The sequence below is a fragment of the Bacillus sp. AK031 genome, from assembly GCF_053903065.1.
In genome coordinates this window covers 1,044,497-1,057,292 of the sequence record NZ_CP096424.1, presented here as the reverse complement: position 1 = coordinate 1,057,292, position 12,796 = coordinate 1,044,497, and the positions used below count along the sequence as shown (strand labels likewise).

16 protein-coding genes and 2 other annotated features are annotated in these 12,796 nt (G+C 41.9%); of the genes, 4 read left to right on the top strand and 12 right to left on the bottom strand.

Annotated elements, in window-relative coordinates; genetic code table 11:
- Nucleotides 1-147: 147 nt before the first annotated feature.
- Together M1E09_RS05270 and zapA are read right to left on the bottom strand one after the other, a co-directional pair.
- Nucleotides 148-690 (bottom strand): CvpA family protein, encoded by a 543-nt coding sequence (locus M1E09_RS05270; protein WP_456273810.1) that lies wholly within the window; start codon nucleotides 688-690, stop codon nucleotides 148-150.
- A 7-nt stretch (nucleotides 691-697) separates the two neighbouring features.
- A complete protein-coding gene (gene zapA / locus M1E09_RS05265; protein ID WP_456273809.1) occupies nucleotides 698-958 on the bottom strand; it encodes a cell division protein ZapA in 261 nt (86 codons plus the stop codon).
- A 226-nt stretch (nucleotides 959-1,184) separates the two neighbouring features.
- Between zapA and rnhC the strand changes: the two genes are divergently transcribed.
- Nucleotides 1,185-2,072 carry a ribonuclease HIII gene (gene rnhC / locus M1E09_RS05260; RefSeq protein WP_456274905.1) on the top strand — a complete coding sequence of 296 codons (888 nt, stop codon included), beginning with the start codon at nucleotides 1,185-1,187 and terminating at the stop codon, nucleotides 2,070-2,072.
- 132 nt (nucleotides 2,073-2,204) lie between these two features.
- Here rnhC and pheT read toward each other — a convergent pair whose 3' ends face one another.
- The 3 genes from pheT to M1E09_RS05245 all read right to left on the bottom strand — a co-directional run bounded on the left by pheT (nucleotide 2,205) and on the right by M1E09_RS05245 (nucleotide 6,799).
- Nucleotides 2,205-4,619 (bottom strand): phenylalanine--tRNA ligase subunit beta, encoded by a 2,415-nt coding sequence (pheT, locus tag M1E09_RS05255; protein WP_456273808.1) that lies wholly within the window; start codon nucleotides 4,617-4,619, stop codon nucleotides 2,205-2,207.
- Between the two features lie 21 nt (nucleotides 4,620-4,640).
- The gene (gene pheS, locus M1E09_RS05250; protein ID WP_456273807.1) at nucleotides 4,641-5,678 is read right to left on the bottom strand and encodes a phenylalanine--tRNA ligase subunit alpha; all 1,038 of its coding nucleotides are present in this window, start codon (nucleotides 5,676-5,678) and stop codon (nucleotides 4,641-4,643) included.
- 63 nt (nucleotides 5,679-5,741) lie between these two features.
- Nucleotides 5,742-5,981: a binding site (T-box leader), on the bottom strand.
- 56 nt (nucleotides 5,982-6,037) lie between these two features.
- On the bottom strand, nucleotides 6,038-6,799 hold the full coding sequence (locus M1E09_RS05245) for a TrmH family RNA methyltransferase (protein ID WP_456273806.1): 762 nt from the start codon (nucleotides 6,797-6,799) through the stop codon (nucleotides 6,038-6,040).
- A gap of 158 nt (nucleotides 6,800-6,957) precedes the next feature.
- On the opposite strand from M1E09_RS05245, the gene sspI reads away from it, so the two are divergent.
- Complete coding sequence (gene sspI, locus M1E09_RS05240) at nucleotides 6,958-7,167, top strand: small acid-soluble spore protein SspI (RefSeq protein WP_456273805.1); 210 nt, start codon at nucleotides 6,958-6,960, stop codon at nucleotides 7,165-7,167.
- Nucleotides 7,168-7,316: 149 nt separating this feature from the next.
- Here sspI and M1E09_RS05235 read toward each other — a convergent pair whose 3' ends face one another.
- Nucleotides 7,317-8,402, bottom strand: a complete 1,086-nt coding sequence (locus M1E09_RS05235) for a M42 family metallopeptidase (protein WP_456273804.1) — start codon at nucleotides 8,400-8,402, stop codon at nucleotides 7,317-7,319.
- A gap of 118 nt (nucleotides 8,403-8,520) precedes the next feature.
- Nucleotides 8,521-9,009 (bottom strand): dUTP diphosphatase, encoded by a 489-nt coding sequence (locus M1E09_RS05230; RefSeq protein ID WP_456273803.1) that lies wholly within the window; start codon nucleotides 9,007-9,009, stop codon nucleotides 8,521-8,523.
- 182 nt (nucleotides 9,010-9,191) lie between these two features.
- Between M1E09_RS05230 and M1E09_RS05225 the strand changes: the two genes are divergently transcribed.
- Nucleotides 9,192-9,593, top strand: a complete 402-nt coding sequence (locus M1E09_RS05225) for a sigma-w pathway protein ysdB (RefSeq protein ID WP_456273802.1) — start codon at nucleotides 9,192-9,194, stop codon at nucleotides 9,591-9,593.
- A gap of 102 nt (nucleotides 9,594-9,695) precedes the next feature.
- On the opposite strand, the gene M1E09_RS05220 is transcribed toward M1E09_RS05225, so the two are convergent.
- From M1E09_RS05220 to infC, 5 genes are all read right to left on the bottom strand, one after another.
- Nucleotides 9,696-10,268: a TVP38/TMEM64 family protein gene (locus M1E09_RS05220; RefSeq protein WP_456273801.1), complete on the bottom strand. Its 573-nt coding sequence runs from the start codon at nucleotides 10,266-10,268 to the stop codon at nucleotides 9,696-9,698.
- An 81-nt stretch (nucleotides 10,269-10,349) separates the two neighbouring features.
- Entirely contained in the window at nucleotides 10,350-10,637 is a 288-nt protein-coding gene (locus tag M1E09_RS05215; protein WP_456273800.1) for a DUF1294 domain-containing protein, read from the bottom strand.
- A gap of 138 nt (nucleotides 10,638-10,775) precedes the next feature.
- The gene (gene rplT, locus M1E09_RS05210; RefSeq protein ID WP_119548763.1) at nucleotides 10,776-11,135 is read right to left on the bottom strand and encodes a 50S ribosomal protein L20; all 360 of its coding nucleotides are present in this window, start codon (nucleotides 11,133-11,135) and stop codon (nucleotides 10,776-10,778) included.
- 36 nt (nucleotides 11,136-11,171) lie between these two features.
- Nucleotides 11,172-11,369, bottom strand: a complete 198-nt coding sequence (rpmI, locus tag M1E09_RS05205; RefSeq protein ID WP_409251586.1) for a 50S ribosomal protein L35 — start codon at nucleotides 11,367-11,369, stop codon at nucleotides 11,172-11,174.
- Between the two features lie 21 nt (nucleotides 11,370-11,390).
- Nucleotides 11,391-11,960, bottom strand: a complete 570-nt coding sequence (infC, locus tag M1E09_RS05200) for a translation initiation factor IF-3 (protein ID WP_456273799.1) — start codon at nucleotides 11,958-11,960, stop codon at nucleotides 11,391-11,393.
- 38 nt (nucleotides 11,961-11,998) lie between these two features.
- Nucleotides 11,999-12,134, bottom strand: a sequence feature (ribosomal protein L20 leader region).
- Between the two features lie 191 nt (nucleotides 12,135-12,325).
- On the opposite strand from infC, the gene M1E09_RS05195 reads away from it, so the two are divergent.
- Nucleotides 12,326-12,790 carry a YusW family protein gene (locus M1E09_RS05195; RefSeq protein ID WP_456273798.1) on the top strand — a complete coding sequence of 155 codons (465 nt, stop codon included), beginning with the start codon at nucleotides 12,326-12,328 and terminating at the stop codon, nucleotides 12,788-12,790.
- Nucleotides 12,791-12,796: the final 6 nt, after the last annotated feature.

Here is a 12,796-nt window from a genome sequence, read left to right as displayed (position 1 = left end):
TGTCTTCCATTATTAATACTAGCAGAATCCTTCTGCAAAAGGAAAAGAGACACTTTTGATTTTTTTGGCCTTTACAAAAGCACACAAAAAAGAGGGACCGGCCTTAGGTAACGGAGATTCCGTTTCAAGCCGGTCCTGGGTCTGAAATTATTCTTTTACGTATTCAATCCACCAGTCGTGGACCTGGTCAGACAAAAATGGTGTATTGGTCACCATCAACTCGGCTATGGCCGAACCATTAATCAGTTCCTGTACCATCGCAATCGGCAGCAGTGCCGCTATGTACAAGAGGATAAAAATAAGGATATACATTTCGATGAACCCAAGAATCCCTCCACCGAGAACATTCAATTGCTTCAGAATCGGCAAATGCGCCAGAAAATCGAGCATTGAACCGATGATTTGAAATACAATCCGGGCAGCAAAAAAGATGATGGCAAATGCAATGGCTCTATAATATGCCTGATCCAGATTTGTCGTCTCAAACAGCATATTCAAGGCAGATTGTTCATCAAGTACAGGAAACGGAACCCACAGCGTTAATTTAGGTGCAAGCTGATCATAATAAATATAAGCGATAATAAATGCGATAATAAATCCCGTCATATGTACAAGCTGAAGGATGAACCCTCTTCTCAATCCGATGAAAAACCCTAAAACGAGGATAATCAATAGTGCTAAATCAAGCATAATATCTTCAATCCTTTAACTTTTTTAATTCATCTTCCAAACTTTCACAGTACTCTTTCAGTTTAAGATGGTCATGCAGTGTATTGACGGCTGTCAATACGGCAAGCTTGCTTTTGTCCAGGGAAGGATTCATGGAGCTGATCTCTCTCATCTTTTCGTCCACTAAAGAAGCAACAAGGCGGATATGGCTCGTAGATTCTGTTCCGACAATCACATATTGCGAACCATAAATATCTACAGTTGTTCGATTTTTTTGTTCTTTAGACAACACGAAAGCCCCCTCTCATAAGAATCCTAAACAATATCATAACATGAAAATATTTATTATGGAAAAGAAATTGTCATTTTTAGTCTAAATATGTTAACAATTCTAAAAGCTATAAAAGTTTGATATGATTTAAGTTCCAAATACATATGATACTCTATTTTTCATGAAGGGAATGGGCTTTTTGGCAAATACCGTACTTCAATGCACACAAGCAAAAATAAAAGAAATGAAAACCTATTATAATCAAAAACTTCAAGATAAAATGCCTCCCGGTTCTATCTTCACTGCAAAGGTCCCCGGCTGCACAATTACCGCTTACCGCTCGGGAAAAGTTCTTTTTCAAGGAGGCAGTGGAGAGCAAGAAGCCAGCCGCTGGGGAAATGCCCAGGCTTCTCCTTCAGCAGGAAGCAGCGCCAAACCAAAAACGAATCCAAAGCTTCCGGCAACTATTGCGGAGATGTCCCTCATCGGTTCAGATGAAGTGGGAACAGGTGACTTCTTCGGCCCGATTACGGTGGTCGCAGCCTATGTGAAAAAAGAACAGATTCCGCTGTTGAAGGAACTTGGCGTTAGGGATTCCAAAAACCTGAACGATGAAAAGATCATTTCAATTGCAAAAGACCTGCTCTCCGTCATTCCCTACAGCCTCCTGGTTTGCCATAACGAAAAATATAATCAACTGCAGGAAAAAGGGATGTCCCAGGGTAAAATTAAAGCTTTGCTTCACAACAGGGCAATCCTGAATTTACTCGAGAAGATCTCTCCTGAAACACCAGAAGCCATTCTGATTGATCAGTTTGCTGAAAAAAACACCTATTATAAGTACCTTGCCGGCCAGAAAGACATCCAAAGAGAGAATGTCCTTTTCAGTACCAAGGGGGAAAGCATCCACTTGTCAGTGGCAGCAGCATCCATACTGGCTCGCTATGCCTTTGTGAAAGAAATGGATAAACTCAGTGCCGAAGCAGGCTTCAACTTGCCAAAAGGAGCCGGTAAACAGGTGGATATAGCTGGCGCCAGGATCATCCGCACATCTGGAACCGCAGGCTTGAAAAAGTTAACGAAGTGGCATTTTGCCAATAGCGAGAAAGCACAGAAGCTTGCAAAAGGATAAATGAAGCATTTGATGTTATCTGACATAAGGTAATATGCTCATATAAGTATATTTGGACGTATAAACGAAAAACTTATCAAAAAAACCGCCCTACCAGAAAAATTTCTGTGTGGGGCGGATTTCTTTTATTATTTATCCTCTCAATTCAGCGCCTGCTTTTTCTTTTACAGCATCAAGCACTTTATTATGGGCTTTTACGACTTCATCGTCAGTCAGCGTACGTGTTGGATCAAAGTACTTCAGTGAATAAGCAAGTGACTTTTTGCCAGGCTCCATATGCTCTCCTTGGTATAAGTCAAAGATAGAAACTTCTTTCAGCAGCTTGCCGCCTGCCTCTTTAATGATCGATTGAAGTTCTCCCGCTTCAACTTCCTGATTCACCACTAGGGCGATATCTCTTGTAATAGAAGGATACCTGGGAATAGGTGCATATTGTAATGCAGGTAAATCAAAATTAAATACAGGAGCAGCCTCGATTTCAAACACATAAGTTTCGTTCAAGTCCATATCCTTCTGTACCTGCGGGTGTACTTGGCCGGCAAAACCAATTACCTTGCCACCCAAAAGGATTTCTGCCGTACGCCCAGGATGCAATCCATCTAGCTCAGCCTGGCGGAAGCTAATGTGCTCGATTACACCCAGCTCTTCAAACAGGCCTTCAAGGATGCCTTTCACTACGAAGAAATCAACCGGTTTCTTCTCTCCCTGCCAAGGGTGGCTGTTCCATAGGCCCGTTACTGCACCCGCAATGTGTTCATGCTCAGAAGGCAGTACCTGGTTCTCCTCTTTTAGGAAAACAGAACCAACTTCATAGAAACCAAGTGAGTCATTTTGTCTTGCCGCATTATAAGAAAGCACTTCAAGCAATTGCGGGACAATGCTGAGACGCAGGTTGCTTCTTTCTTCACTCATCGGCATGATCAGACGGATCGGCTCACGCTTATGAAGTGCATACTGATCGGCTTTTACATCATTTGTAAGTGAGTAAGTGATGGCTTGCATCAAGCCAGACCCTTCCAGGTTTCTGCGTGTTGCACGGCGCTTGATCTGGAATGGAGTCAGTGCCCCAGCTGTCGCATCGCCTTCAGGAAGCGTCAATGGCAGGTTATCATAGCCGTATAATCTTGCCACTTCTTCAAGAAGATCTTCTTGGATAGTTATATCCCCTCTTCTTGTTGGAACGGTAATAGTGAATTCATTCCCTTCTGCCGCTACTTCAAATTGCAGGCGGGTGAAAATCGATTTTACTTCTTCAGCACTGATATCCGTGCCAAGTACGGAGTTGATTTTTTCCAATGTTATGGACACGACAGCCGGCTCAACTTTCAGATTGTCCACCATAACAGAGCCTTCCAAGACTTCACCACCGGCGTATTGAGCCATCAATGAAGCGGCTCTTTCTGCTGCCTCTTTGACACGGTTCGGGTCCACCCCTTTTTCATAACGGGTGCTCGCTTCGCTTCTCAAACCATGATCTTTTGAAGCTGTTCGGACTGTGCCACCTGCAAAGTAGGCAGATTCGAGTAACACGGTCGTCGTTTCCTGCCCTACTTCAGAATTAGCACCGCCCATGACACCTGCTAATGCTACTGGCTCTGTGCCATTAGTGATCACTAAATGGTTGTCACTCAACTTTCTTTCCTCATCATCCAAAGTGACAATTACTTCGTCCTGTTTCGCTCTTCTTACAAGTATCTCTTTCGAACCTAAACGGTCATAATCGAATGCATGAAGAGGCTGGCCGTATTCCAATAAAATATAGTTGGTAATATCGACAACATTGTTATGCGGTCTGATTCCGGATGCGATCAAACGGTTCTGCATCCACATCGGGGAAGGACCGATTTTAATATTTTTGATCATTTTTCCAACGTAAAGTGGATTATCCTCTGTGGCATCCACTTTGATTGTGATATAATCCGCTGCCTTCTCAGAAGCTTCTTTCACTTCGGATTCAGGTTTCTTAACAGACTGTCCAAGAATGGCTGCAACTTCATAGGCTACACCAAGCATACTCAAGCAGTCTGCCCTGTTTGGAGTCAATCCAAGTTCCAGGATTGCATCATCCAGGTTCAATTCTGCCACTGCATCTGTTCCCACTTCAGCATCTTGTGAGAATACATATATTCCTTCTGCATGTTCTTTAGGAACCAGCTTGCCTTCAACGCCCAGCTCCTGCAGGGAACAAATCATTCCATGTGATGCCTGCCCGCGCAGCTTGGCTTTTTTGATTTTGAAGTTACCCGGTAATACCGCACCTACTTTAGCCGCAGGAACCTTTTGACCTTTGGCTACATTTGGTGCACCGCAGATGATTTGAACCGGCTCATCTTCACCTACATCAACCTGGCACACATTCAATTTGTCAGCATCAGGATGAGGTTCACATTCCAGGACATGCCCAACCACTACATTTTTGATTTCCTTGCCAATCACTTCCACACCTTCTACTTCGATTCCGCTGCGGGTGATCTTTTCAGCCAGCTCTTCAGGGGCCACGCCGGAAAGATCGACGTAATCCTGCAGCCATTTATATGAAACAAACATTTTTCTGCCTCCTTAAGCCTTTTATTCTTGAGTTTGGAATTGTTTTAAGAAACGGATGTCATCTGTATAGAAGTGGCGGATATCATCAATTCCATATTTCAGCATGGCGATACGCTCCGGCCCCATTCCGAATGCAAACCCTGTATATTTTTTCGAATCGAACCCTGACATTTCCAATACGTTTGGATGGACCATTCCTCCTCCAAGGATTTCAATCCAGCCGGTGCCTTTACATACGCTGCATCCTTCACCGCCGCAAATCTTACATGTAATGTCCATCTCCACTGACGGCTCTGTAAACGGGAAGAAGCTTGGGCGCAAACGGATTTCCCTGTCTTCACCAAACATTTTCTTGGCGAATACCTGCAATGTACCCTTCAGGTCACTCATACGGATGTTTTCACCGACCACAAGGCCTTCAATTTGCATGAACTGATGAGAATGCGTCGCATCATCATTGTCACGGCGGTAAACCTTGCCCGGACAAATAACTTTCACTGGCCCTTTGCCTTCATGCTTTTCCATTGTTCTTGCCTGGACAGGGGATGTATGGGTTCTCAGCAAAATATCTTCTGTGATATAGAAAGAGTCCTGCATATCTCTTGCCGGATGTCCTTTTGGAAGGTTCAATGCCTCGAAATTATAGAAATCTGTTTCAACTTCGGGACCCTCGGCAATGCTGTATCCCATTCCGATGAACAAATCTTCAATTTCTTCAACAATCTGTGTAAGAGGATGTTTGCTTCCCTTTCTCACTGGTCTGCCTGGAAGTGTTACATCGATTGTTTCAGACGCAAGCTTCTTGTTGACAGCTTCCTTCTCAAGCTTTTCATTTTTTTCTTCAAGACGTTCAGTTATGGCTGCACGCACTTCATTTGCCAACGCACCCATCTTAGGACGTTCTTCTGCGGACAGTTTTCCCATTCCTCTCAACACTTCTGTAATGGGTCCTTTTTTTCCGAGATAAGCGACACGGACATCATTAAGCTCTTTAAGTCCTTCGGCAGCTTCGATTTTTCCTAGAGCTTCCTCTTGCAACTGCTTTAATTTTGCTTCCATGCAAAACGGCCTCCTTCAATTCATTGGTAATTTATTGATAACAACAAAAAAACCTCATCCCAATCAAGGGACGAGGTTATCGTCGCGGTACCACCCTTATTAAAACACGGCGCAATGCACCTGTGTTCTCTTCATTGGGATAACGGCTTTTCGCCGGGGCATCTTTCGGTTTCAACATGAAACGGTCCCGATGCCAACTCAAGAGGTGAACTTCGCTTTGCTGTCCATAAGAATGCTCTCAGTCTAGGCACTCTTTCCCTGCAATGGTTACAACAAGCTACTTTTCTCTGTCATTGTTTTTTACATATGTGCATTCATTATAGAAAACATTGGAATGGATTTCAAACCTTTTTCTAAAATTACTGCGCCTTTTTTAGATGATACATTAAAATGCCTGCTGCGATGGCGACATTCAACGACTCGCTCTGTCCATAAATAGGAACATACAGGTTGCGGTCGGTCGATTTCAGGATTGATTCTGATACACCCTTGCCTTCATTTCCAAGTATCAAGGCAAAAGAATCGGAACTTGGTACATTATGATATTCAGTACTATTCTCAAGTGCTGTTCCATATACGGGAATTCCTTCAGTCTTAAGCAGGGAAATCCAGTCAGATAGATTCCCTTTTAATACGGGCAGATGAAAATGGCTTCCCTGGGCTGAGCGGAGAACTTTTGGATTATACAAATCGGCCGACCCTTCACCGAGGATGACAGTGTCAATGCCTGCTGCGTCAGCCGTACGGATAATGGTACCCAGGTTTCCTGGGTCCTGGACTTCATCCAGCAGTAAAAATGTTTTTCCTTTTAATTGGACATCCGAATCTTGCGGCTGAGTGCAGACAGCGAAGACCCCTTGGCTCGTTTCAGTTGCAGCTACAGCTTTAGCTGCATCCTCAGAAATCATGGTGATCGCTGTATCATCCATATCCCAGGATGAAGGGAGGTCGACTCCTTCTTTCACCAGTATCTCTTTTACAACATTTTTCACCTTAAGTGCTTCTTCGACAAGATGAAAACCTTCAACAATATATGTACCAGAACGGTCACGTTCTTTTTTCGTATGCAGCTTCTTCCATTGCTTTACTTGCGGATTTTTCGCAGATTGAACATATTTCACAGGAAATGGCTCCTTAATAAAAGTATTGAAAGAAAATGGGCAATAAAGTCCATCCATTCTCGAATTTACATTATACCTCAGATTCTATACATAATAAACGTCAACAGAGGAGAAGATATCCATGAAAACATTACTAACAGGGTAAAGGAGCGTTTAAGATGGGCTTAAATTTACGAAATGCGATTATCCATAATGTATCAGGAAATAACCAGGACCAGTTAAAAGATACGATTGTTGATGCTATCCAAGGAGGAGAAGAAAAAACACTTCCAGGCCTTGGTGTCTTGATGGAAGTATTTTGGAATCACGCTGATCCTCAGGAGCAAAAAATGCTGCTGGAAACCATTGAAGAAGGATTGAAGCAATAAGAAAAGCGGGTGCTTAGTGCATCCGCTTTTGGTTTGGATTATGCACCCAACCCTCATTTTTAACAGGACGACCACCACAAGCATCAAACCTCATTGAATGCTTACCTCATAAGAAAAGGAGACCCTTTAAGGATCTCCTTCATTCAATCTTATTCAAAAGTAATTTTAGCAACTGTGTCTTTATCCAGACGCTTGATTACTTCAGTGATTAATTTAACTGCATTTTCGTAGTCATCACGGTGAAGCATCGCTGCATGTGAGTGGATGTAGCGAGTTGCAATCGTGATAGAAAGTGCAGGAACACCGTTGGCAGTCAGGTGGATTGCTCCGGAATCCGTTCCGCCGCCAGCGATTGAATCAAACTGGTAAGGGATGTTGTTTTCGTCAGCTACGTCTGTTACGAAATCGCGCAATCCTTTGTGAGATACCATGGATGCATCATAAAGGATGATTTGCGGGCCTTCACCCATTTTGCTTTGTGCTTCTTTCTCAGATACACCTGGAGTATCTCCAGCGATACCTACATCGACACCGAAAGCGATATCAGGCTTGATTTTAGAAGCTGAGGTTCTCGCACCGCGAAGACCGACTTCTTCTTGAACCGTACCAACACCGTAAACTACGTTTGGATGGTTTTCGCCTTTCAATCCTTTAAGGACATCGATTGCAATCGCACAGCCGATTCTGTTATCCCATGCTTTAGCCAGCAGCATTTTCTCGTTATTCATTACAGTGAATTCAAAGTAAGGAACAACCATGTCGCCAGGTTTTACTCCCCATTCAGTTGCTTCTTCACGGCTTGATGCCCCGATATCAATGAACATGTCTTTGATATCAACTGGCTTCTTGCGTGCTTCTGCAGGAAGGATGTGCGGCGGTTTAGAACCGATAACACCTGTGATGTCTCCTTTGTTCGTTACGATTGTCACGCGTTGTGCCAGCATGACCTGTGACCACCAGCCGCCAACCGTTTGGAAACGAAGGAAACCTTTTTCATCGATTTGAGTAATCATGAAGCCGACTTCATCAAGATGTCCCGCTACCATGATTTTAGGACCGTTTTCATCGCCGACTTTCTTGGCAATCAAACTCCCTAAGTTATCTGTCGTAATTTCATCAGAGAAAGGCTCTATGTATTTTTTCATTACTTCTCTTGCTTCGCGCTCATTCCCTGGCACACCTTTAGCATCTGTTAAATCTTTCAGCATACTTAGTGTTTCGTCTAGTTTCGCCATTATTTCGACCCCCTAATGATTTTATGTACCAAAGACTATGATAACAAATTATCTGAATTTATTCAAAAGATTCACTTGTTTCCTTTAGCCGGCGTAATTATATTTCCTCATTTGCACATTAATATCCTTGTTTTTGTCTTTCATAATTCACTTGATTTTTTTGTTCATAGGCCTCGACTACTTCCTCATGGGAAAAACCGAGAATCTTGCCTAAATAAAAATACTGGTGAACAAGCTGATCGTACTCGGTAACTGACCTTTTCGACATAAAATCATTTATGGATTGATAAACAACAAGGAATTGTTTTGTCAGATCCTCTTCTTTGTAACTGGCTTTTCTTAACTCAAAGTGCTTAATTCCCAGCTGGATTCCAAGGGACAAAATAAAATGAACCCCGTCTACAAATTCCTCAAGGATGACTTTCCTCTCAGAAGAAGGCTTCTTGCTCCAAAATTTAAAGCATCTTGTTTCATTTGCCAGTTCTCCCACTTCCACTAGCAGTGCCAGCGTTTTTTCCCGGGCAAGTTTTTTCTTTTCAAGTCCATGTTCATTTTCAATATATGTATCCAGCGCTTTCTGCATTTCAAACAACCGATTGATATTCATGTTGAAGCCCCCTTTGTTTTTTTACCCTCTTAAAATGATAGAATTCCTCGAATACTATATCATATTGTGCGAAATTCGTTGTAGGGAGTGAAAATATTTTTTAAAAAAATGAAACTTTTTTTTAACTCATCCGTAAAGAAAAGTGGATGTACTATGCAGTCTGATTGTGGGAGGGTTGGAACATGCTGATACTTATCAGAATCATGGTCTTTATTCTTATTATTTACTTATTATACCGCGCTTTTAAATATATCGTGAATCCGAAGCGCAAGTTGGAACTTGCTAAGGATCAGAAGAAATTTTATTTCTATGATGACCAGGATAACGTAAGGAAAAATTTCCTTGTCACCTATAAAGGCGTTTTATTCCAAGGGGAAAAATATCTGGGGACAACAGAGAAGGCGTTTGAAGTAGTATCCATCTTTGTCTGGGTGGAAAACGCCAATTCATTAAAAGGGATCAGCTATGAAGATATAAAATACGTTGAAACTGAAATAATGGAACGATACCCTAACGCCACTATTGACTGGAAAAGCCCATTAAAAGAATTTATGAACAAAAAAAAGAATCCGGAAATGGAGTGATGCTCCATTTTCCGGATTTTTTTATAAGACTGTTTTCTGTGAATTATAGCAGTATTTTTTGAGTTCATATCAAATAACAACAAAGTATAAGAAAAGAGCCTTTTATAATGGCTGATGAAAAAACTCTCTCCATTTGATGATTTTCACCTTTTCTCTTAACGTGTAGAACAGAATAAACAAACCTAACAGAATGAGCAGAACCATACCAGGTGTAAATTCTGAAATAAATTCTCCGAAAACAGTATAAAAGAATGCGAGAGGAAGGTTTGCCGCAAACGAGCTTCTTAAATAATCACCTAACTTAGGCTTTCTTTCCATTAAACAGACATTCAGAAGCTGATAATGCACAAATGGTACCAATCTCAATACAGCTATCTGGCCCACGGTCAATACAGCTCCCTGCCCAAACCACTTCTGCTTAAGATTCAACAGCTTCTTATTGAAACTCGGGACCATTTTTAATATAAAAAAGGATCCTGCTGACAGAAGCGTCAACCCTATCAGTGAGTAAATCGTCCCAAACACACTACCGAACAGTATGCCCCCAACTATGCAAACAAGAACGACAGGTATAAAAATGAACTGTCTGACAATATGAAATAATATAAATGCGAGGGGAGCCAAAATTCCGCTTGCTTCTACAAAAGTAAAGACAACCGCGTACCTCTCATCCATGCTCCCACCTCTTTCCCCTATGTTACTACAGCATATACAATGGTACGAGCTGTTAGAACAAGCGGGCAGCTTTTTCGGCGGTTACCTCAAAGAGATCATAACGCCAATCCAGCTAAATAGCGCGAGTTCGACGATGGATAACAGTGGCAGGCCGTACCTAAAAACATTATGTTTGGTCTTGTGGCGGAAAACGTTCATCCCTATGCAGCTGCCGATAGCTCCTCCAAGGAAGGCCACTTTCCAAAGGGAACTCTCGCTTATTCTATATTGCTGTTTCTTAGCTCTTGTTTTGTCGTTTCCCATTATGATAAAGCCGGTAAGGTTCAGGATAACAATATAAGCCAATAGGAGTATAATTTGTATGCTCATTTATTTGCAAGCCTCTTTTCGTGGGATGATAGTTCTCTATAAGTATAATGGAATGACGGGGAGTTTTGGTTGATTTCTACTTTCATTTAACCAAAACAAAAAGCCATCCTCCAAAGAGAATGGCTTACATCAACAATATTACTTGTTGTTTTGAGATTTTGCAGCTTCTGCTAATTGAGCAAATGCTTTTTCGTCGTTTACAGCAAGATCAGCAAGCATCTTACGGTTCACTTCGATACCTGCAAGTTTAAGACCATGCATCATGCGGCTGTAAGAAAGACCGTTCATGCGAGCAGCTGCATTGATACGTGTGATCCAAAGCTTACGGAAGTCGCGCTTTTTCTGGCGACGGTCACGGTAAGCATACATGTATGATTTCATAACCTGCTGGTTAGCTACTTTGTATAATGTATGTTTTGATCCGAAAAATCCTTTTGCTAATTTAAGAACTCTTTTGCGACGTCTGCGTGTTACTGTACCGCCTTTTACACGTGGCATATTATTTCCCTCCTAGTGTGGTAAATCTTTTCGATATTATAAGTTGTCAAGCATGTGACGAATGCGTTTGAAATCACCTGCAGAAACAACTGCGCCTTTGCGTAGCTTACGCTTTTGCTTCTGAGATTTGTTAGCGAATAAGTGGCTTGTGTAAGCATGAGAACGTTTTAATTTTCCAGAACCTGTCTTTTTAAAACGCTTAGCTGAGCCGCGGTGAGTTTTCATTTTTGGCATTTGAAATTCCTCCTCGATCCATTACTTTTCATTAGTTGGTGCTAATACCAAGAACATACTGCGTCCTTCCATCTTTGGCTTCGATTCTACTGTAGAAAGATCTTTACATGCTTCAGAGAAACGATCCAATACGCGTTGGCCGATTTCTTTATGAGTAATGGCACGGCCTTTAAAGCGGATAGAAGCTTTTACTTTATCTCCTTTTTCAAGGAACTTGCGAGCATTGCGAAGCTTCGTGTTAAAATCATGTTCCTCGATAGTCGGGCTCAGGCGAACCTCTTTCAAGTTGATGATTTTCTGGTTTTTGCGAGCTTCTTTCTCTTTCTTTTGCTGCTCGAACTTATACTTACCATGGTCCATGATACGGCCCACTGGTGGTTTTGCATTCGGAGCAACCAATACAAGATCAAGATTCACACGTCCAGCGATTTCTAATGCTTCATTTTTGGATTTAATTCCAAGCTGCTCTCCATTTTGGTCAATCAAACGGATTTCACGAGCGCGTATGCCTTCGTTAACGAACATGTCTTTGCTAATAGTCAGCCACCTCCAAGGTTTATTAAGAATACGGCGTTTGGGCAAGATCAGCATAGAGCAAATTTATTGCAGGAACTAATGTTAGTGTTTTAGTCAACAAAAAAATGCCGGTGGCACAAGCTCACCCGCATCAATAAGACGTTAAACGTCAAAAAGTACATTTCGTAAAACCTGCCAACTGCCTAGTGCGTCAATCAGGTGAGAAGCGGGTAGCTTCTTCTTTACCGCAAACTGTATTCAATTACCTTAGTACTATATCATAACCAGTATCACACTGTCAAATGATCGCTTTCTTTTGCAACAAGAATTATCTTATCAAAAGTCCGTTCATAACGCAACAGTTTTCTTATAAAATGTTTGAAAAATTATTTTTTGTGATAAAGGTTAATACACATAGAATTCACAAAGGAGTGTTTTTCGTGAAAAAATTATTCACCGTTAGTACAGCACTTTCTATAACACTCGCACTCGGTGCATGCCAAAGTTCTGAAGAAGGACAGGACCAAACAGAAGACCAAAGCCAAAATCAAGATGAAATAGACGCAGACCAAGTGATTGCTTACGATTTCTTTGATTTAGAAGTAGATTACCCCGACCTTGAAAACGCCTATGCCGTTGAGTATGAAAAAGAGGGAGACGGACTGGATATAGATATTACAGATAAGCTTACGGACCGTGAATATGACAGCGACGATGACAGCGAGGCTTTTGAAGAGATTCTCCCTGCCTTTGAACAGCTTGATTTTGACGCGGATACACCTGACGAAGAAGTGGCACAGCAACTTGTCGATGCATTTGGTTTTAAAGAAAATTATGAGAGCATTGAACTTGAGGTAGACTTCAGTGATGGTGGAGAAAAAGAGTTTACGATTGATAACTCATAATTGAAT